Annotated in this window: 19 protein-coding genes and 1 pseudogene; 9 read left to right on the forward strand and 11 right to left on the reverse strand. The window is 67.1% G+C overall.

Annotation, left to right across the window (positions count from 1 at the left end; translation table 11 throughout):
* Positions 1-24: 24 nt before the first annotated feature.
* Positions 25-408 carry a DUF2177 family protein gene (locus ACZYZE_RS18300; RefSeq protein ID WP_463909401.1) on the reverse strand — a complete coding sequence of 128 codons (384 nt, stop codon included), beginning with the start codon at positions 406-408 and terminating at the stop codon, positions 25-27.
* Between ACZYZE_RS18300 and ACZYZE_RS18305 the strand changes: the two genes are divergently transcribed.
* Entirely contained in the window at positions 401-1,174 is a 774-nt protein-coding gene (locus tag ACZYZE_RS18305) for a lipoate--protein ligase family protein (RefSeq protein WP_463909402.1), read from the forward strand. The two genes, ACZYZE_RS18300 and ACZYZE_RS18305, sit on opposite strands and share 8 nt — an antisense overlap.
* 107 nt (positions 1,175-1,281) lie before the next feature.
* Here the strand turns inward: ACZYZE_RS18305 and ACZYZE_RS18310 are convergent, their stop codons facing one another.
* The 3 genes from ACZYZE_RS18310 to ACZYZE_RS18320 form a co-directional block, all read right to left on the reverse strand.
* Positions 1,282-1,926: an MBL fold metallo-hydrolase gene (locus ACZYZE_RS18310; RefSeq protein ID WP_463909404.1), complete on the reverse strand. Its 645-nt coding sequence runs from the start codon at positions 1,924-1,926 to the stop codon at positions 1,282-1,284.
* Positions 1,923-3,008 carry an S-(hydroxymethyl)mycothiol dehydrogenase gene (locus tag ACZYZE_RS18315; RefSeq protein WP_459320179.1) on the reverse strand — a complete coding sequence of 362 codons (1,086 nt, stop codon included), beginning with the start codon at positions 3,006-3,008 and terminating at the stop codon, positions 1,923-1,925. Before ACZYZE_RS18315 ends, ACZYZE_RS18310 begins: the two co-directional genes overlap by 4 nt.
* Positions 3,009-3,167: 159 nt before the next feature.
* Complete coding sequence (locus ACZYZE_RS18320) at positions 3,168-3,425, reverse strand: mycoredoxin (RefSeq protein ID WP_459320180.1); 258 nt, start codon at positions 3,423-3,425, stop codon at positions 3,168-3,170.
* Between the two features lie 265 nt (positions 3,426-3,690).
* Here ACZYZE_RS18320 and ACZYZE_RS18325 point away from each other — a divergent pair, with 265 nt between their 5' ends.
* Positions 3,691-4,437, forward strand: coding sequence for an SOS response-associated peptidase (locus ACZYZE_RS18325; RefSeq protein WP_463909407.1), 747 nt, complete (start codon positions 3,691-3,693; stop codon positions 4,435-4,437).
* Here ACZYZE_RS18325 and ACZYZE_RS18330 read toward each other — a convergent pair.
* The 6 genes from ACZYZE_RS18330 to ACZYZE_RS18355 form a co-directional block, all read right to left on the reverse strand.
* Positions 4,434-5,705, reverse strand: a complete 1,272-nt coding sequence (locus ACZYZE_RS18330) for an MFS transporter (protein ID WP_463909409.1) — start codon at positions 5,703-5,705, stop codon at positions 4,434-4,436. The genes ACZYZE_RS18325 and ACZYZE_RS18330 overlap by 4 nt on opposite strands.
* A 94-nt stretch (positions 5,706-5,799) precedes the next feature.
* On the reverse strand, positions 5,800-7,209 hold the full coding sequence (locus ACZYZE_RS18335; RefSeq protein ID WP_463909410.1) for an MBL fold metallo-hydrolase: 1,410 nt from the start codon (positions 7,207-7,209) through the stop codon (positions 5,800-5,802).
* Positions 7,210-7,355: 146 nt separating this feature from the next.
* Entirely contained in the window at positions 7,356-7,718 is a 363-nt protein-coding gene (trxA, locus tag ACZYZE_RS18340) for a thioredoxin (RefSeq protein ID WP_463909412.1), read from the reverse strand.
* 61 nt (positions 7,719-7,779) lie between these two features.
* The gene (locus ACZYZE_RS18345) at positions 7,780-8,076 is read right to left on the reverse strand and encodes a rhodanese-like domain-containing protein (RefSeq protein ID WP_463909414.1); all 297 of its coding nucleotides are present in this window, start codon (positions 8,074-8,076) and stop codon (positions 7,780-7,782) included.
* A 47-nt stretch (positions 8,077-8,123) separates the two neighbouring features.
* Positions 8,124-9,035 carry a sulfite exporter TauE/SafE family protein gene (locus tag ACZYZE_RS18350; RefSeq protein WP_459319174.1) on the reverse strand — a complete coding sequence of 304 codons (912 nt, stop codon included), beginning with the start codon at positions 9,033-9,035 and terminating at the stop codon, positions 8,124-8,126.
* A complete protein-coding gene (locus ACZYZE_RS18355) occupies positions 9,032-9,709 on the reverse strand; it encodes a rhodanese-like domain-containing protein (protein ID WP_463909417.1) in 678 nt (225 codons plus the stop codon). The genes ACZYZE_RS18350 and ACZYZE_RS18355 overlap by 4 nt, the downstream gene beginning before the upstream one ends.
* 358 nt (positions 9,710-10,067) lie before the next feature.
* On the opposite strand from ACZYZE_RS18355, the gene ACZYZE_RS18360 reads away from it, so the two are divergent.
* On the forward strand, positions 10,068-10,388 hold the full coding sequence (locus tag ACZYZE_RS18360) for a chorismate mutase (protein ID WP_459319176.1): 321 nt from the start codon (positions 10,068-10,070) through the stop codon (positions 10,386-10,388).
* 23 nt (positions 10,389-10,411) lie between these two features.
* Here ACZYZE_RS18360 and ACZYZE_RS18365 read toward each other — a convergent pair whose 3' ends face one another.
* Positions 10,412-10,798, reverse strand: a complete 387-nt coding sequence (locus tag ACZYZE_RS18365; RefSeq protein WP_459319177.1) for a hypothetical protein — start codon at positions 10,796-10,798, stop codon at positions 10,412-10,414.
* Positions 10,799-10,953: 155 nt separating this feature from the next.
* On the opposite strand from ACZYZE_RS18365, the gene ACZYZE_RS18370 reads away from it, so the two are divergent.
* The 6 genes and pseudogenes from ACZYZE_RS18370 to ACZYZE_RS18395 all read left to right on the forward strand — a co-directional run.
* Positions 10,954-11,331, forward strand: a complete 378-nt coding sequence (locus ACZYZE_RS18370) for a hypothetical protein (RefSeq protein ID WP_463909419.1) — start codon at positions 10,954-10,956, stop codon at positions 11,329-11,331.
* Positions 11,328-14,828: a DNA polymerase III subunit alpha gene (locus tag ACZYZE_RS18375; protein ID WP_463909421.1), complete on the forward strand. Its 3,501-nt coding sequence runs from the start codon at positions 11,328-11,330 to the stop codon at positions 14,826-14,828. The genes ACZYZE_RS18370 and ACZYZE_RS18375 overlap by 4 nt, the downstream gene beginning before the upstream one ends.
* 106 nt (positions 14,829-14,934) lie before the next feature.
* Positions 14,935-16,941, forward strand: a complete 2,007-nt coding sequence (thrS, locus tag ACZYZE_RS18380) for a threonine--tRNA ligase (protein WP_463909422.1) — start codon at positions 14,935-14,937, stop codon at positions 16,939-16,941.
* Positions 16,942-16,950: 9 nt separating this feature from the next.
* Positions 16,951-17,574 carry an HIT family protein gene (locus tag ACZYZE_RS18385; RefSeq protein ID WP_459319181.1) on the forward strand — a complete coding sequence of 208 codons (624 nt, stop codon included), beginning with the start codon at positions 16,951-16,953 and terminating at the stop codon, positions 17,572-17,574.
* Complete coding sequence (gene pgsA / locus ACZYZE_RS18390; RefSeq protein WP_463909425.1) at positions 17,564-18,202, forward strand: phosphatidylinositol phosphate synthase; 639 nt, start codon at positions 17,564-17,566, stop codon at positions 18,200-18,202. Before ACZYZE_RS18385 ends, pgsA begins: the two co-directional genes overlap by 11 nt.
* Positions 18,203-18,374: 172 nt before the next feature.
* Positions 18,375-18,696 (forward strand): annotated as a pseudogene (locus ACZYZE_RS18395) (pyridoxal 5'-phosphate synthase lyase subunit PdxS); the annotation flags it as partial.

The raw sequence follows: 18,696 nt of genomic DNA on the forward strand, positions 1-18,696 counted from the left end.
CGGCCGGCTCCGGCGCCTGCCCTGCTATCGGAACACGAGCCAGCCGACCACGGTGGCCAGGCCCGTCAGCACGGCGCCCCAGGCGATGTCGGCCACCACAATGATGAGCGGCCAGTTTTTCAGGGTCGCGGCGTTAGTGAGGTCATAGGTGGCGTAGGCGAAGGTGCCCAACGCGGCGCCGTAACCCAGCGCGGTGAGCCAGCTGCCGCCGTCGAGCGCCGGCTGGAGGGCGAAGAAGACGATCCCGATGATGTAGAGGACGTAGAAGACGACGGCGTACCCTAGATGGGGCTTGTCCGCCATGAGGTGCCCCAGATGGCTCCGGTAGAACTTGCTCATTGACTTGAGCCAGACCGAATCGATGACGGCGAACGCGGCGGCTACGACGAGGAACTGCAAGATGACCATAAGGGAGCATAACAAGATGCCGGAGGCAGCGGTGGCACCACGGACGCTGACGATTTTCCGGCAGGACAAATCCCTGGGCGCCGCCGCGGACCTGGACTTCGCCGTCGAGCTCCTGCGGAAGGTCAAGACCGGCGAGGTGGGGCCCATGCTGCGGCTGTACCGGCCGGCTCCCACCGTGGCCTTCGGACAGCGGGACACGCACCTGCCGGGCTTCGACGCCGCGGCACAGGCCTGCCGCGATCTGGGCTTCGAGCCGCTGGTCCGCAAGGCCGGGGGACGCGCCGCCGCGTATCACGAGGGGACCCTGGTGATCGATCACCTGGAACCGTCCACGGATGCGATCGCCGGCGCCAAGGGGCGTTTCTCCTTCTTCGGCGAACTCCTCGCCCACGCCCTCCGGAGCGCCGGCGTCGACGCCGCCGTGGGCGAGATCCCCGGCGAGTACTGCCCCGGCGAGTTCAGCGTCCACGGCCAGGATCCGGAGTTTCCGCAGCACCAGCTCAAGCTCATCGGCACGGCCCAGCGGGTGGTGGCCGGCGGCTGGCTGTTCAGCTCGGTCATCGTCGTGGAGAACTCCGCCCCGATCCGCGCGGTGCTGGAAGCGGGTTATGCGGCCCTGGGCCTGGACTGGGACCCGGCGACGGCGGGCGCCGTGAACGACCTTGTCCCGCACCTGGACGTCGACGCCATCGAGGCGGCCGTGATCGACACCTACGCGCGCTACGCGACCCTGGACTACGGCGACTTCGGCAGCCTGCTCGGCTGAGTGGGTCCGAAGAGGGTGTCCGCTGCGTGCCCATCCAACTGGCAGCAGAAGCCGTTCTCAGCGCCCAGAACGGCCCCTGCTGCGAGCTACCTTGTTAGTGGCCCTAGCTAGTGGCCCCGGGCGATCCATTCCGCCAGCTGCGGCGCCTCTGCGCCGACCGTCGTCGAATCCCCGTGGCCGGTCCGCACCACCGTGTCCCCCGGGAGCGTCAGCAGCCGGCTCCTGATGGACTCGATGATGGTGGGGAAATCGCTGAAGGACCGGCCGGTGGCTCCCGGGCCGCCCTGGAACAGCGTGTCGCCGGCGAAGACGGTGCCTTCGCTCGCCAGGACGAAACACATGGAACCCGGGGAATGGCCCGGCGTGTGCAGCGCCACGAGGCGGGCCCCGGCGACGTCGAACGCGTCTCCGTCCCCGATGGCATGATCCGGTTCGGTCCCCGGGAACACCCGGTCCCAGAGCATCCAGTCCTCGCGGTTGAGGTACACCGGGGCGTCGACGAGGCCGCGGACCGCACCGACGGCGCCGATGTGGTCATCGTGGCCATGGGTGAGCAGAATTCCTGTGACCTTCCGGCCCGCGACGGCCGCCTCAATCGCGGCAGGGTCGTGCGCCGGGTCAATCACGAGGCACTCCTCGTCATTGCCGATGATCCAGACGTTGTTGTCCACGTCCCAGGTGCCGCCGTCGAGCGAAAACGTGCCCGAGGTGACCAGCCGCTCGATCTTGAGCCCGTTCACGGAGCCGCTCACAGCTCCACCACCGAGCGCAGCACCGATCCCGCGTGCATCTTGTCGAAGGCTTCCTCGATCTGGTCGATCGTGATGCGTTCGGTCACGAAGGCGTCCAGGTTCAGCTTGCCCTGCTGGTAGAGGCTGATCAGCATCGGGAAGTCGCGGGACGGCAGGCAATCGCCGTACCAGGAGGACTTCAGCGAGCCGCCCCGGCCGAACACATCCAGCAGCGGCAGTTCCAGGGTCATGTCCGGGCTGGGGACACCCACCAGCACCACGGTGCCGGCGAGGTCGCGGGCGTAGAACGACTGCTTGTACGTTTCCGGACGTCCGACGGCGTCGATCACGACGTCGGCGCCGAAGCCGCCGGTGAGTTCGCGGATCGCCTCGACAGGGTCGACGGCGGAGGAGTCCACCGTGTGGGTGGCGCCGAGTTCCTTGGCGCGCGCGAGCTTCTTCGCGTCGATGTCGACGGCGATCACGGTGGTGGCGCCGGCGAGCGCGGCGCCGGCGACGGCTGCCACGCCCACGCCGCCGCAACCGATCACGGCGACGGAATCGCCGCGCTTCACGCCGCCGGTGTTGATGGCCGCCCCCAGGCCGGCCATCACGCCGCAGCCCAAGAGGCCGATGGCGGCGGGGTCAGCCCCGGCGTCAACCTTGGTGCATTGGCCGGCGGCGACGAGGGTCTTTTCGGCGAAGGCGCCGATGCCCAAGGCGGCCGTGAGTTCGGTGCCGTCCTCGAGGGTCATCTTCTGGGTGGCGTTGTGGGTGTTGAAGCAGTACTGCGCCTGGCCGCGGCGGCAGGCCCGGCATTCGCCGCAGACGGCACGCCAGTTGAGCACCACGCGGTCGCCGGGGGCCACCTCGGTGACGTCCGGGCCCACCGCGCTGACGACGCCGGTGGCCTCGTGGCCCAGCAGGAACGGGAAGTCGTCGTTGATGGCGCCTAGTTTGTAGTGCAGGTCGGTGTGGCAGACGCCGCTGGTGAGGATGTCCACCAGGGCTTCGCCGGGGCCGGGATCCGGGACCAGGATGGTCTCCACTGTGACGGGTGCTCCCTTGGAGCGGGCTACTGCGCCTTTGACCTTGTGGACCATGGAATTAGCTCCTCTGCTGTCGTCGCGGTTCCCGGTGCAAGAATTTTGTTGCAAAACCTTTGCTGCAAAACTCTTGTCGCAAAACGCGGTGCGGCGCGGCGCCCTGGAATTTGAGCCGGGAGGCCGCGCCGTCGTCGAAATTGGGTAAAAGGGAAGGTCTTAGGCCGCGAGGCGGCTCTTGACCTCAGCGGCGGAAGGGTTTGTGGCGGCGGTGCCGTCCGGGAACAGCACTGTGGGGACGGTCTGGTTGCCTCCGTTGAGCTTCTGTACGAGGTCCGCGGTGCCTTCAACTTCTTCGATGTTGATCTCGGTGTAACCGATTCCCTGGGCATCCAGCTGCTTCTTCAGGCGGTTGCAGTAGCCGCACCAGGTTGTCGAAAACATGGTGATGGTGCCGGGTTCGGGGGTGAAATCCACGAAGTTCTCCTCAAAGCGGGTTGGCGGTGCTGATTGGCAGCGCAGCTTGCCGACAAAAAGTCGGACATTACTCCCAATAACCGTAACCCGTGAGCCGGTATTCCCGCGCGGCCGTCCCGGTGGCATGCTGATGGACGCGAATTCGCGGTAAAGCTGCGGAGTCGCCGGAAAAGTTCCGGCGACTCCGCACGTTTCCGGCGACCTCGGCGGGCGCCGCCCGTGAGCCGGTATTCCCGCGCGGCCGTCCCGGTGGCATGCTGATGCCATGTGTGGACGCTATGTGATGGCCCGGGCCGTCGGAGACCTGCTGGCCGAGTTCGACGCCGGGCTGGAAGAGGAGATTGCCATTCCGCCGTCGTGGAATGTGGCCCCCACCGCGGATGTCCCGATCCTGCTGGAACGGCTCGTGGACGGAAGCCCTGTCCGGCAGCTGCATATTGCGCGCTGGGGACTTGTGCCGTCCTGGGCCAAGGATCCCGGCATCGGTTCGAAGATGATCAACGCCCGCAGCGAGAGTGTGCTGGAGAAGCCGGCGTTCCGGAAAGCCACCCGGTCGCGGCGTTGCGCGGTCCCGGCGGACGGGTACTACGAATGGAAAGGCGAGGGCCGCAGCAAGCAGCCCTACTACGTCCACCCGAGCGATGGCCACCTGATGGTCTTTGCCGGGCTGTACGAATGGTGGAAGGACCCTTCCAAGGCAGAGGACGACCCGGAGCGCTGGCTGCTGTCGACGTCGATCATGACCACAGACTCTCCACCGGACGGCTACGCCGGGGGAATGCTCGCCGAACTGACCGCGCTGCACGACAGGGTGCCGCTGCCGATGGACCGCGAGACGATGCAGAACTGGCTGGACCCGACGGCCGATGACGCGGCCGGCCTCGTGGGCCTGGTCCGGGCCGGGGCGCACGACATCGCCGAGGGATGGACCATCGACGCCGTCGGCACCGCCGTCGGAAACGTCAGGAACGACTCCGCCGAACTCATCCGGCCGGTGGGAAGCCTGTTCTAATCGGTGCCGCGCATGCGGGCCGCCACGAGGAGGCCCGACAGGGCGGTCAGGGCGGCGACGGCGGCGACTGCCACCGGGATGCCGTAGGCGTCCGCGAGGATGCCGGCGAGCAGCGCGCCGACGGCGAACCCGCCGTCGCGCCACAGCCGGTAGATTCCCACGGACCTGGCCCGCCACGCCGGGTGGGCGACATCGCCGATGGCCGCCAGGAGCGTGGGGTAGACCATTGCCGTGCCGAGGCCAAGCAGGACGGCGGCGGCGAGCCAGATCCCGAAGTCCTGGCCGACGGCCACCATCGCCAGCGCGGCGGCCTGGACGAGCATGCCGCCGACGATCAGCCATTTCCGCCCGTATTTGTCCGACAGCGCCCCGGTGACGAGCTGCCCGGCGCCCCAGACCGCAGGATAGACGGCGGCGAGGATACCGATCTTTTCGATCGTCAGGCCGGCGGCGGCGAACAGTACGGGGAAGAGGCCCCAGGCGAGGCCGTCGTTGAGGTTGTTGACCATGCCGGCCTGGCTGACCGAGGAGAGTGATTTGTCCCGGAAGCTGGTGAGGGTGAAAATTTCCCGGTTGCTCAGGTGTCCGTGGGCGCCGGCGTGGGCGGCCGTATGGTTTACGGCTTCGAGCCGGGCGTGGCCCCGGGTTTCCTTCACGGCGAAGACGGAGAGGCCGAGTCCCAGCGCGATGTAGGCGGCGCCGAGCAGGAACGGTCCGGGGCGCAGCCCATAGTTGGCCGCGATGTAGCCGGTGGCGAGGGCGGTTCCGGCGACGCCGAGGTAGCCGGCCGACTCGTTCAGGCCCATGGCCAGGCCGCGGCGCTCAGGGCCGACCAGGTCCATCTTCATCACGACCGTGGTGGACCACGTGAGGCCCTGGCTGATGCCCAGGATCACGTTGGCGGCCACGATCCAGCCCCAGGACGGCCCGAAGATCAGCATCAGCGGGACAGGCAGGGCGATCAGCCAGCCGGCGATCAGCACGGGCTTGCGGCCGTAGCGGTCTGAGAGCGTGCCCGCGAAGTAGTTGGTGCCGGCCTTGGCGAGGCCAAAGGCCAGGATGTAGGTCAGCGCGGATGTGTAGAGGTCCAGGTGGAAGACCTCACCGGCCAGCAGCGGCAGCACGGTGCGTTCCTGGCCCAGGGTGCCGCCCACCAGAGCGTTGACGGCCACGAGGAGCATGAACTGGGCCAGGTTTTGCCGCAGGCCCAGTGTGGTGCCGCTGCGGCGGGGGCCTTCCTGCAGTGAGTTGGTGTTGCCGGAAGTCATTCTGCTCCGCATGGTTGGGGGTGAATGTTGGCGGCGGCCCTGTGTCCAGGGCCGCCGCCAACGGTGTCAGTCAGCTGTTGCCGCTGGCTCGCAACTAGCTGGTCGAAGCGGGCTCCAGCGAAGCCTGCCGCGCGGCCCAGGCGGCGTAGCTGCCGTCGAGTTCGACGACGTCGTAGCCGGCACGGCGCAGGGCGCTGGCCGCGACGGAGTTCCGGACGCCGCTCTGGCAGTAGCTCACAATGGTGCCTGCGGTGGGGAGCTGGTCGAGGTTCCACATGACACGGCCGCCGCTGAGCTGCACGGAGCCGGGGATGTGCCCGGCGGTGTGTTCGGTGCGGTTGCGGACGTCCAGCACCATGGCGGCGTCGAAGTCTGCGAGTTCTTCGGGCCGGATCAGCTTCGGGGTGCTGGCGGGCAGGCCCTCGGTGCCGGTGACGTAGCCGGCCACCTTGTCGATGCCGACGCGGACCAGGTGGTCCCACATCTCCTGCGCGGATTCCTGGTCCGGGGCCAGCAGTACCAGCGGGTTCTTGTCGGTTTCCGGGTCCACCACCCAGGCGCCGAAGCTGGCCACGGACTTACCGGCCGGGACGTTCAGGGAACCGGTGACGGTGCCCTCGTGGACCAGGCCGTTGGGCCGGGTGTCAATGAAGGTCACCGTGTCTTCTGCCAGGTCCTTGGCAACGGTGGCGAGGTCCAGTTCCGCCAGGGGTGCGCGTTCGCCCATGACCGCCGGGCCCTCGCGGTTTTCACGCTTCATCCGGCCGAAGTAGGCGTGGGCGTCGGGCTGGCCGTCCAGCAGTTCATCGACGAAACCCTGCTCATCGTTGGCAGCCAGATAGGGCGCCCACCAGGCGAATAGGCGCTCATAGCCCACCGTCGAGGACGGGATGGCACCCAGGGCCTTGCCGCAGGCACTGCCCGCGCCGTGGGCCGGGTGGACCTGGACGTAGTCGGGCAGGGTCAGGAACTTATCCCGCAGGCTGGCGAACAGCTGCCTGGCGCCGGCGAAACGGGTGTCCACGCCGCCGGCAGCCTCATCCAGCAGGTCGGGCCGGCCCAGGTCACCGGAGAACACGAAGTCGCCGGAGAGCAGGTAGCCGGGATGGTCGCTGAACGCGCCGTCCGTCACCAGGAAGGAGAGGTGCTCGGGTGTGTGGCCCGGGGTGTGCAGCGCCTGGATGATGATGTTGCCGAGCGTGATCTTGTCGCCGTCGAACAGCCGCCCGCCGTCGAACCCGTACTGCCAGTCCGGTCCGCCCTCGCCGGAAACGTAGATCTTCGCGCCGGTGGCCGCGGCGAGCTCACGGGTGCCGGAAAGGTAGTCGGCGTGGATGTGGGTCTCGGTGACCGCCACGATCTTCATGCCGTTCTTCTCGGCCAGGGCCTGGTACACCGCGATGTCGCGGCGGCCGTCCACCACCACCGCTTCGCCCTTGGCCTGGCAGCCGATCAGGTAGCTGGCCTGGGCGAGGTCCTCATCGTAAATGCGTTCCAGAAGCATGTGCTCTCCTTTGTAAAGAGGTGGGGTCTTCCCCGTCGACTAGTAACAATAATAATACCCCTGGGGGTATCTTGCAAGGTGATTGGCGCCGGAGGCTCCCGCGCTCAGGACGTTCCCGTGCGGCGCCCGGGCGCCCGGTCAGCCGGTCAGACGCGCGGCTGTGCTGCCTGGGCCCGGAGGCTTGCCATGTCCAGGTTTTTCACGCCTTGGATGACTTCTTCCAAGCCGGTGGCGTTCAGTGCCCCTGGCTGCGAGAAGACCAGGGTGTTGTCGCGGAATGCCATCAGCGTGGGGATCGAGGTGATTCCTGCGGCTGCCGCCAAAGCCTGTTCGGCTTCGGTATCCACCTTGGCGAAGACGACGCCGGGGTACTTCGCCGAGGCCGCTTCATAGGTTGGGGCGAACATACGGCAGGGGCCGCACCAGCCGGCCCAGAAGTCGACCAAGACGATGTCGTTGGTTTCGAGCGTTTCGGCGAGGGTCTTTTCGGTGATGTCGATGGTTGCCATGTCTAACTTCCATTCCTCCGGGTTGTTGGGGCTCGTCTGGGGACCCGCCGTTCAGGGCGGGTCAGGTTGTTGGCAGGCCCGCGCGGGTCCACGCGATCATGCCGCCGTCCATGGTGTCCGCGGTGAAGCCGGCACTGTTGAGGGCATCGGCCACACGGGCGCTGCGGTTGCCGCTTCGGCAGATGGCGATGACCGGAACCTTCAGGTCCAGCTCGTCCAGTCGGGCCTGCAGTTCACCCATGGGGATGTGGAGCGCGCCGGGGATCATGCCTTCGGCGACTTCGAAGTCCTCGCGGACGTCCAGGACCTGCTCCCGGCTCCGGCGCTGGTCTGCTTCGGTGATGCTGATTTCTGCCAAGGGGAAGCCTTTCGTTTCAGGGAGGTGTGATGGTGGGGCCGTTCTGGTCAGACCGGCGTGGGCTGGATGTCCTGGTGGCTGGTGGTGCGGTTGGACTTCCGCAGCGGGCAGGACTTGCTGAAGAACCAGCAGACGGCGGCCGCAACCAGGGCGGCTCCGACGGCGCCGAGGGCGATCGGCCCGCGCAGATCCCCAGGGGCCTGCTGGATGAGGACGAAGGCGCCCATGACCAGCACGAACCAGCCGAATCCCTTGCGGAGTGCCGCCTCCGGAATGCGGCCGGCCAGCCTGGAGCCGATCAGGGTGCCCACGATGGCGGCAGCGGTAACGGCCAGTGTGATCCCCCAGTCCAGCTCCACGGTGGTGAGGTATCCGGCCAGGCCGGCGAAGGACTTCATCGCGATCACCACCAGCGAGGTTCCGACGGCGATTGCCATCGGCAGGCCGCCGAGCAGTGCCAGGGCCGGGACCACCAGGAATCCGCCGCCGGCGCCGACCAGACCGGTCACCAGGCCGACGACGAGGCCGTCGAGCAGGACGCGGAACAGCGGCAGTTCGGTGTGCTGCGGAGTCTCGGAGCCCTCAGCGGCCTTCTTTTTGCGCCCGCGGATCATGGCGATGGAGGTGGCTACCATCATCAGGGCAAACGCGATAAGCAGGAACTGTCCGGGGATATGCCCGCCCAGCAGGCCGCCCACGAAAGCGCCCACCATGCCGGCCGCGCCGAACAGCAGTCCCGTGCGCCACATGACGCGGCCGGCGCGGGCGTGGCTGAAGACGCTGACGGCCGAGGTTACGCCGACCACGAACAGGGAAGCGGCAATGGCTTCCTTGGCCTCGAATCCGGCCACGTAGACCAGAATCGGCACAGTCAGGATGGATCCGCCGCCGCCGAGCACACCGAGCGAAAGCCCGATAAGCACCGACAGGGCGAGAACGAGGATCAGGGTGCCGGTCATGAGGCCTTGGACTCCGGGGTCACGGCGTCCACCACGGGAAACTCCACCACGGGAAACTCCGCGACGGGAAACTGCAGGATGGCGGACTCCCGGGTCGGCTCCCGGGTTGCCTTGTTCCAGGGCATGGCGGAGATTGCCTGGCCCATGGCGCAGGTATTGGTGGCGGCCGAGAAGGTCAGGCCGGCGCCGATAGCACCGGCGAGGAGCCGGATTTTGGGAGAGACGAACTTGCCTCCGGCGAGGCCCAGAACCACGAGCGAACCGGCGGCAAGCCGGACCTGGCGCTCAACATCCCAGCGGGACTTGCCACGGACCACCTCTCCGCCCGCCTCAGCGAACCCCGGGGCGCCTCCTGCCAGGACATAGGCGATGCCGATGCCCGCGCCACCCAGGCGCTGCCGTGCCTGCTCGGCCCGCGCTCCCGACTGGCAGACGAGCACGACGTGGCTGCCCAGGCGGGCGGCAAGTTCCTCAGTGTGCTCGGACAGCAACGGCAGCGGGACGTTGTACGAGCCGCGGATGTGCATGTTTTCAAACTCTGCGGCCGAGCGGACATCGATCACGATGAGGTCCTGGTGTTCCTGGAACCAGCTGCGCAGCGTTTCCGGGGCCAGGGAGGTGACTTCCGGGGCGGCGGGAGAAGCCTGGGCAGAGGAAGTGGAAGGGTGCGTCATGGGTGTCCTTTCGAGACGGTCAAACACAAGCTGAATACCCCACCGAGTATTGCAGATACCCCCGGGGGTAGTCAAAAATACCCGCGGGGGTATCTTCTTGAGTCGGGAACCCCTTATTTTGGAGCCGTCCATGGATCTTGATTCAGCCGGTCTCGCCCCCGCCATCAACCGGCTCGAGCGCGCCTAAGGGCAGCTGGGGGCCGCCATCCGGAGGCTTGAGGAGGGGTTCGGTCCGAGAAGTCCCAGGCCCATGGCATGCCCGGGCCGTCTTCAGGGACACTGCGGGAGGCGTCAATGCTGCGGACGGCCAGCGGCATTAAGTCGACTCGTGGCCGCATGGTTCGATACTGTCGTGCACATGTCCACAAATCACGCAGAAGACAAGTCCGCCAAGGCCGACCGGGAACAGCTCGCCGCCGTGCGGGTCGCCGTTGACGAGGTGGACGAGCAGATTGTGTCGCTGATCGGCCGCCGCGAGCGCCTGATCCGGATCGCCGGAACCCTCAAGGCCGATAGTGCCGAGGTGCGGGCCCCCGGGCGCGTGGAGCGGGTTATCGAACACGTCCGCGCGACGGCGGAGCAGAAGGACATCGACGTCGACCTCGTCGAGAAAACCTATCGGGCAATGATCGACGCGTTCATCACACTCGAGCTGGAAGTCTACAAAGCCAGCTCTTAGGGATCGTTCAGATCCCGCCGGGGCTAGAGAGCCTCCTCCACCGGCACGTTGGCCTGGTAGTCCCGGCCATCGCAATCGCTGAAGGCTGTCATGAGGTGTCCCTTGGGGAGGCCAAGCACCGTACTCAGGGGAAAGTTGCCGGTGATGGTGTTGCCGGAGTGCTCCACCCCCTTGAGGTCAAAGTTCTCCTCTGTTCCGTCGTGGCTGAAGCAGTAGAAGGAGATGGCCTCGCCGTTCATGAACTCGATCCCCATCCGGCGCTGGTGGGAATGGTCCGGAGTGGCGGACACCAGCCCCACTACATAGGCGCCCTGACCGGGGATATTTCCGTCTATATCGAAATTCGCCACCAGGGACGTGTCCTTGGCAGCGATGCTGACGTGCTTGAGAAGTGCGTTATGGGAGCTCATGGCTCAATCCTGCTACCTGCGCCTGCGTCCGTCCACCCCTGATCTAGGTTTTGTCCCGGCACCGTCGTAGACTGGAGTTGTTCGAAGATATGTTCGAATAACCCTGCTTGGTTTACCTGCTTGGTTTTTACAGATGGTGTGGTCCGGGAGGCACTATGGGCATGTTCAGCGAGTCGGTCGACGTCGTCTGCACACCCTCCGGAATGCCCCTCAAGCTTGACTGGGCAGGTCGCCACTACGCGGTCTGTGCTGATCCGGTCCGCTGGTATGAGCGGCGCCAGTGGTGGGCGGAGGAACAGAGGGCCCCGCTGGGAAGCGGCCCCGGACTGGTGGATCACGAGATCTGGCGGGTCCAGGTACGCCTGGCCGATTCACGCCAGGCCGGTTCACACAAGGCCGGTTCACGCAAGGCCGGTTCCCCCGACACCGAAAGCCTCACCCTTGACCTGACCCGGCACATCGGCAGCGGCCGCTGGCGGCTGCTGCGGATCCATGACGCCCTGCTTCCGGTCCGGAAGCCCGAATCAGCATGAGCTTCACCCATCTCCACGTCTCCACCGCCTTCAGCGCCCACTACGGGGTCTCGTGGCCGGATGAGCTCGCCGGCGCCGCCGCGGCCGACGGCGCCACGGCGCTCGCCTGCACGGACCGCGACGGCCTCTACGGAACCGTCAAGCACCTGTTGGCCTGCATGGCCGCGGGACTGGACCCAATCGTCGGGGTGGACCTTGCGGTCTTCGACGACGACGGCGACCTTCGCACCCAGGTGGGGGGACGCGTCGTCGTCCTGGCCCACGGACACAACAACGGCGCCGGGTACCGGGCACTCTGCCGGCTGATCTCCGATGCCCATGCCCGCACCACCGGCAAGGCCGGGGGAGCGGTACCCGTGGCCGTCACCCGGGCCGAGCTGGCCTCCCGCACCCTGCACCCGGAGACCCTTCAGCCGGTACTGACCGTGCTGATCGGTCCGGACTCCGACGTCGGACGCGCCATGGGCGGGCGCCGCTACCTGCGCCCCCGCACCCTGTTCAAGCGCTGGCTGGACGCGATGCCGCCGGGGACCCTCGCCGCCGAGGTGGTTTCGCAGCTCAGCCCGCCCGGGGAACCGCTCAGCACCGCCCACGCGGTCCGCATGCTCAAACTGGCCGCCGAACACGGGGTTCCCGCCGTGCTGAGCAACGCCGTGCGGTATGTCGCAGAGGACGGAGCGGCCACCGCCGATGTGCTGGACTCCGCACGGACGCTGAAGTCCCTGCCCGAGCTCTCCGCCGCCCCGCTGCTCCAGCCCAACGGGCAGGGCTGGCTCAAGTCCGCGGCGCACATGCTGCAGCTGGGCAAGGAGATCATGCACGCTGCCGGATATGGCGCCGCGGACCTCAAACGGCTGATGGCCCAGACCGAGGCGCTCGCGGACCGCTGCCGGATTGACCCGGTCACGGACATGGGCTGGAAACAGCCCGTGGTCCCGGAGGCCTCGGTGATCGGAATCGCCGGGGACGCCCTCGTGGAGCTCACCCAGCGCTGCGAGGCCGGCATCCACCGCCGGTTCCCCGGAATCGCCGGGAAGGCGGCCGAAGAGATGCGCGCCCGGCTGGGGCACGAGTTGCGGATCATCGGCAGCCTGGGCTTCGCCGCGTACTTCCTGACCGTCGCCGAGGTCTCGCGGATGATCCAGGACATGGGTGTCCGCGCCGCGGCCCGCGGCTCGGGCGCCTCCAGCCTGGTCAACTACCTGATTGATGTCAGCCAGGTGAATCCGCTGCAGCACGACCTGATCTTCGAACGTTTCCTCTCCCGGGACCGCGCCACCCTGCCGGATATCGACATCGACGTCGAGAGCGCCGAACGGCACAACGTCTACCGGAAGATCTTTGAACGCTTCGGCTCTGAACGCGTCACGCTGATGAGCATGCAGAACGGCTACCGCGCTCGCGGTGCCGTGCGCGACGCCGGCCTGGCCCTGGGCATGGAGGAAGGCGAAATCGGGGACATCGCCAAGCAGCTGTGGCGGTTCTCGGCCCGGAACTTCCGCGAAGCCCTCGAGGAGAAACCCGAGCTGAAGGAATTCGCCGGCCGGGTGGGGCAGCGTGACTTCAGCGAAAACCAGCAGCTGGACCTGCTGGTGGACCTCACCGAACGGCTGGACCGGCTGCCGCGCCACATCTCGATGCACCCCTGCGGGGTCATCCTGGGGGACGCCACCCTCCTGGACCGCACGCCGGTGCAGCCCAGCGGCCTGGGCCTGCCGATGAGCCAGTTCGACAAGCACGACATGGATCCCATGGGCATGCTCAAACTCGATGTCCTCGGGGTCCGGATGCAAAGCGCCATGGCCTTCGCCGTCCGGGAAGTCATCCGGCTCCATCCCTCCAAAGCCGAGGTGGTCGCGGCAGGGGCGCATCCCGCCGGTCCGGACGGTACCGGACCGGACTACATTTCCGCTGGCGGGCACATCGATCTCAACGCCGTACCGCTCGACGACGAACCCACCTACGAACTGATCCGCAGCACCCACACCCTGGGCTGTTTCCAGATCGAATCACCGGGCCAGCGCGAACTGATCGGAAAACTGGCGCCCCGGGAGTTCAATGACCTCATTATTGACATCTCGCTCTTCCGCCCGGGGCCGATGAAATCGGACATGGTCCGGCCGTTCCTGGAGCACCGGCACGGCTTCGCCCCCGAGGTGTACCCGCACCCGGACCTTAAGCCGGTCCTCAAGGAGACGCACGGCGTCACAGTGTTCCATGAGCAGATCCTGAAGACCTTCGACGTCATGACAGGCTGCGGCCTGGCCCGCGCCGATGAATTCCGCCGTGCCCTCGGCAACGACGTGCTGGAAGGAAGGGTGGAGGAGTTCTTCCGGAAGGAGGCCCGGGCCCGGAAGTACAGCCCCGGGGTGGTGGACAAAGTCTGGGGCACGCTCAAGGCCTTCGGCAGCTTCGGCTTCTGCAAGGCCCACGGGGCTGCCTTTGCCGTGCCCACCTACCAGTCCGCCTGGCTCAAGACCCACCACCCGGAGGCGTTCCTCGCCGGGCTGTGGGAACACGATCCGGGAATGTACCCCAAGCGGCTCCTCGTGGCCGAGGCGCGGCGGCTGGGGATCCCCATCCTGCCCCTGGACATCAACCTGAGCCAGGCCGAGTACCGGGTGGAGCCGGTCGCCAGCGGCCCGGAGCGAGGGAAGCTGGGCATCCGGCTGAGCCTGAACGGCATCTTCGGACTCTCCGGCTCTGAGCTGAAACGGATTGTGGCGGGCCAGCCCTATGACTCGCTCGCCGACCTGCGCGCCCGCTCCCGGCTGAGCAAGCCGAGCATCAAGCGGCTGGCCCAGTTGGGCGCCTTCGACTCCCTGCACCGGGCCGCCGGCGGAACCGCCAACCGGGCGGACCTGGTCCAGCACCTCCAGACACTGCAGAGCCGCCCGCACCGGAAGGGTGTGGAGGTCATCGAGGGTCAGCTGTCCTTGCCGCTGGGGGATATTGAACTGAAGAACCTCAAGGCCGTGCTCCCCGCTCCGACTTTGGTGGAGACCGTCCGGGCCGAACTGGATCTGATGGCCCTGGACGTCAGCGAGCACCTGATGTCCAGCCACCGGCCGCTGCTGGACCGGCTGGGCGTCACGACAGCGGACAAGCTGCTGGGACTGCGCAACGGCACGGAGGTCCTGGTGGCCGGTGTCCGGGTGGCCACCCAGACCCCGCCCATGCGCGGCGGGCGGCGGGTGGTGTTCATCAGCATCGACGACGGTACGGGCTGCGTGGACTCGGTCTTCTTCCACGAGGCCCAGGAACTGGCCGGGCCGCTGCTGTTCGGCACCCGGCTGCTGCTGATCCGCGGAACCACCCGCCGGACGGGTCCCCGCGGAATCAGCATCAGCGCGAGCATGGCCTGGGACCTCGGCCGCACCGGGACCCTGCCCTTCCCCGAACCGGCGCCGGGAGCCCCCACCTACCGGGAGCCGGAGCTGCCCGGGCCGCTGGACGGGATCAGCCGGAACCTCGCCATCACCGGGCTGGGAGGCTGAGTGGCGCGTTGGTTGGCCTCTTCAGAAACCGATAGCATGGACGGGGCTGGCTGTGGTCCCCGTACGCCACAAGCTACGAAGCCTTAACCTTGAATAGGAGACACCCGTGTCAGATGCCCAGCAGATCACCCTTCTCGTCGATGGCGAAGAGACCAAGGTGGCTACCGGGACCACCGGCGCGGAACTCTTTTTTGAGCGCCGCGACGTCGTTGTGGCCCGCGTCAACGGCGCTCTGTCGGACCTGGACCAGCCGCTGCCCGAGGACGCCACGATCGAGGCCGTCACCATCGATTCCCCGGACGGGCTCAACGTCCTGCGCCACTCCACGGCCCACGTTATGGCCCAGGCCGTGCAGCAGCTGCGTCCCGACGCCAAGCTCGGCATCGGCCCGTACATCACCGACGGCTTCTACTTCGACTTCGACGTCGACGAGCCGTTCACGCCGGAAGACCTGAAGACCCTGGAAAAGATGATGCAGAAGATCATCAATCAGAACCAGAAGTTCGTCCGCCGCGTGGTCAGCGAGGACGACGCCCGCGAGGCGATGAAGGACGAGCCCTACAAGCTCGAACTCATCGGCCTCAAGGGTGCCGGCTCCGACGCCGACGGCTCCTCCGTCGAGGTGGGCGGCGGCGAGCTGAGCATCTACGACAACGTCGACCGCAAGGAAGGCACCGCCGTCTGGTGCGACCTCTGCCGCGGCCCGCACCTGCCCAACACCAAGCTGATCTCCAACGCCTTCGCGCTGACCCGGTCCTCCGCGGCGTACTGGCGCGGCAGTGAGAAGAACAAGCAGCTGCAGCGCATCTACGGCACCGCCTGGCCCACCAAGGAAGCCCTCAAGGCCTACCAGGAGCGGATCGCCGAGGCCGAGCGCCGCGACCACCGCAAGCTCGGCGTCGAACTGGACCTGTTCTCCTTCCCGGATGAGCTGGGTTCCGGCCTGCCGGTTTTCCACCCCAAGGGCGGCATCATCCGCAAGGCCATGGAGGACTACTCCCGCCAGCGCCACGTCGACGCCGGCTACGACTTCGTCTACACCCCGCACATCACCAAGGGCCACCTCTACGAGGTCTCCGGCCACCTGGACTGGTACCGGGACGGCATGTTCCCCCCGATGCACATCGACGCGGAACTCAACGAGGACGGCACCGTCCGCAAGCCGGGCCAGGACTACTACCTGAAGCCCATGAACTGCCCCATGCACAACCTGATCTTCCGTTCCCGCGGCCGGTCCTACCGCGAACTGCCCCTGCGGCTGTTCGAATTCGGATCCGTCTACCGCTACGAGAAATCCGGCGTTGTGCACGGCCTCACCCGCGTCCGGGGCATGACCCAGGACGACGCCCATATCTACTGCACCCGCGAGCAGATGAAGGATGAGCTCACCAAAACGCTCAACTTTGTCCTCGCGCTGCTCAAGGATTACGGCCTGAACGACTTCTACCTGGAACTCTCCACCAAGGACCCGGAAAAGTCCGTGGGCTCGGACGAGATCTGGGCGGAAGCCACCCGGACCCTCGCCGAGGTCGCCGAGGAGTCCGGCCTGGACCTGGTCCCGGATCCGGGCGGAGCCGCGTTCTACGGCCCGAAGATCTCCGTGCAGGCCCGCGACGCGATCGGCCGGACCTGGCAGATGTCCACCATCCAGCTGGACTTCAACCTGCCGGAACGCTTCGAACTGGAATACCAGGCGGCCGACGGCACCCGCCAGCGGCCCGTGATGATCCACCGTGCCCTGTTCGGCTCGATCGAACGCTTCATGGGTGTCCTGACCGAGCACTACGCCGGCGCCTTTCCGGCCTGGCTGGCCCCCGTCCAGGTGGTCGGCATCCCGGTGGCCGAGACGTTCAACGACTACATGTTCGACGTCGTCGACCAGCTCAAGGCTGCCGGCATCCGCGCCGAGGTGGACATTTCCTCGGACCGCTTCCCGAAGAAGATCCGCACGGCCAGCAAGGACAAGATCCCGTTCGTGCTGATCGCCGGGGGAGACGACGCCGACGCCGGCGCCGTGTCCTTCCGCTTCCGTGACGGCAGCCAGGACAACGGCGTGCCCGTGGCCGAGGCCGTCCAGCGGATCGTGGACGCCGTCCGCAACCGGACCAGCTAGGGGCCGGGCGTGCGGGAGAGAACGGGGACCGGTCCGGAGTATCCGGGAGACGACGGCGTGACGGACGACTTTGGCCTGGCCGGGGTGCCGGACGCCTTCCAGCGCCTGTGGACCCCGCACCGGATGGCGTACATCAAGGGCGGGCAACACCAGTTCAAGAACGTGGACGACTGCCCGTTCTGCGTCGCGCCCGAACGTGAGGACGCGGATTCGCTCATCGTGTACCGGGGGCGGACCAGCTACGTCGTGCTGAACCTGTTCCCGTACAACCCCGGCCACCTGCTGGTCTGCCCGTACCGGCACATCCCGGACTACACGGACCTGACCGTGGAGGAAACGGCGGAATTCGCCGAGTTGACCCAGACCGCCATGCGCGTGCTGCGGAAGGTCGCGAATCCCGGCGGTTTCAATCTGGGCATGAACCAGGGCGTGACCGGCGGGGCCGGCATTGCCGGACACCTGCACCAGCATGTGGTGCCGCGTTGGGGCGGGGACGGTAATTTCTTCCCCATCATCGCCCAGACCAAGGCCATCACGCAGACCCTGGGCGAGGTCCATCAGCAGGTTTCGGAGGCCTGGCCGGAGGGCATGCTGTCACCGGAAGAAACCGCCAGGGAGCCGGATGCTGAATAGGCACGCACGCGGCTTTTTCACCGCGCTGTTCTCCCCGCTGGCCCGCTGGCTGCTGCGGATCGGAGTCTCCCCGGACGCCGTGACCATTGTGGGCACGCTCGGCGTGGTGGTGGGCGCCCTCGTCTTCTACCCGCTGGGCCAGCTCTGGTGGGGCACGTTGTTCATCACTGCCTTCATCTTCTCCGATGTCATTGACGGCATCATGGCGAGGATGCAGCAGAGCGGCGGGCGCTGGGGCAACTTCCTGGACTCCACCCTTGACAGGGTGGCCGACGGCGCGCTGTTCGCCGGCGTCGCGGTCTGGTTCTTCACCGGAGGCGAGAATACCGCCATTGCGATTGCCGCCGTCGTCTGCCTCGTCCTGGGCATGGTGGTGTCCTACGCGCGGGCCAAGGCAGAGGCGCTGGGATTCCAGGCCAACGTCGGCATCGCCGAACGCGCCGAAAGGCTCGTATCCGTGCTGGTGGTCACCGGATTCACCGGCCTCGGACTGCCGGCCGTGGTGCTCTTTGTGACCCTGTGCCTCCTGGCCGCGGCGAGCTTCGTGACCGTGGTGCAGCGGATCGTTGCGGTGCACCGCCAGTCGCTCGAGGAGACCGAAGGCACCGCCACCGAACGGGCCGCCTGAGCGTTCAAGTTCGGCGTGTCCCGAGCGGTGTAACCGGAATTCAGCTGGGCCGCGGCGGGGGACTAGTATTAGCTCTACCGGCCAATGGATCCGGTAATCCGGTGTGTGCGTAGCGGCATTTGTGTGCCGTCCGCGCCCCGGCGAGGTCATCTATCTACCCATAGGGGTTTTTGTGTCTACACCTGATGTAAGCAGCGAAGCCGGCGCGTCCGCGAAGAGCGTCACGGGCAGCAACCGCGTCAAGCGCGGCATGGCGGAGATGCTCAAGGGCGGCGTCATCATGGACGTCGTCAACGTCGAGCAGGCCCTCATCGCCGAGGATGCCGGAGCCGTGGCCGTCATGGCGCTGGAACGCGTACCCGCCGATATCCGCGCCCAGGGCGGCGTGTCCCGTATGTCCGATCCGGACATGATCGAGGCGATCATCGCGGCCGTGTCCATCCCGGTCATGGCGAAGGTCCGGATCGGCCACTTCGTCGAGGCCCAGGTCATCC

The organism is Pseudarthrobacter woesei, from assembly GCF_055412745.1.

Excerpts from the sequence above, each read along its gene's own strand:
- ACZYZE_RS18305 (WP_463909402.1), top strand. The coding sequence starts at position 401 with ATGACCATAAGGGAGCATAACAAGATGCCGGAGGCAGCGGTGGCACCA.
- ACZYZE_RS18300 (WP_463909401.1), bottom strand. The coding sequence starts at position 408 with ATGGTCATCTTGCAGTTCCTCGTCGTAGCCGCCGCGTTCGCCGTCATC.
- ACZYZE_RS18315 (WP_459320179.1), bottom strand. The coding sequence starts at position 3,008 with ATGGTCCACAAGGTCAAAGGCGCAGTAGCCCGCTCCAAGGGAGCACCC.
- ACZYZE_RS18325 (WP_463909407.1), top strand. The coding sequence starts at position 3,691 with ATGTGTGGACGCTATGTGATGGCCCGGGCCGTCGGAGACCTGCTGGCC.
- ACZYZE_RS18330 (WP_463909409.1), bottom strand. The coding sequence starts at position 5,705 with ATGACTTCCGGCAACACCAACTCACTGCAGGAAGGCCCCCGCCGCAGC.
- ACZYZE_RS18335 (WP_463909410.1), bottom strand. The coding sequence starts at position 7,209 with ATGCTTCTGGAACGCATTTACGATGAGGACCTCGCCCAGGCCAGCTAC.
- trxA (WP_463909412.1), bottom strand. The coding sequence starts at position 7,718 with ATGGCAACCATCGACATCACCGAAAAGACCCTCGCCGAAACGCTCGAA.
- ACZYZE_RS18350 (WP_459319174.1), bottom strand. The coding sequence starts at position 9,035 with ATGACCGGCACCCTGATCCTCGTTCTCGCCCTGTCGGTGCTTATCGGG.
- ACZYZE_RS18355 (WP_463909417.1), bottom strand. The coding sequence starts at position 9,709 with ATGACGCACCCTTCCACTTCCTCTGCCCAGGCTTCTCCCGCCGCCCCG.
- ACZYZE_RS18360 (WP_459319176.1), top strand. The coding sequence starts at position 10,068 with ATGTCCACAAATCACGCAGAAGACAAGTCCGCCAAGGCCGACCGGGAA.
- ACZYZE_RS18365 (WP_459319177.1), bottom strand. The coding sequence starts at position 10,798 with ATGAGCTCCCATAACGCACTTCTCAAGCACGTCAGCATCGCTGCCAAG.
- ACZYZE_RS18370 (WP_463909419.1), top strand. The coding sequence starts at position 10,954 with ATGGGCATGTTCAGCGAGTCGGTCGACGTCGTCTGCACACCCTCCGGA.
- ACZYZE_RS18375 (WP_463909421.1), top strand. The coding sequence starts at position 11,328 with ATGAGCTTCACCCATCTCCACGTCTCCACCGCCTTCAGCGCCCACTAC.
- pgsA (WP_463909425.1), top strand. The coding sequence starts at position 17,564 with ATGCTGAATAGGCACGCACGCGGCTTTTTCACCGCGCTGTTCTCCCCG.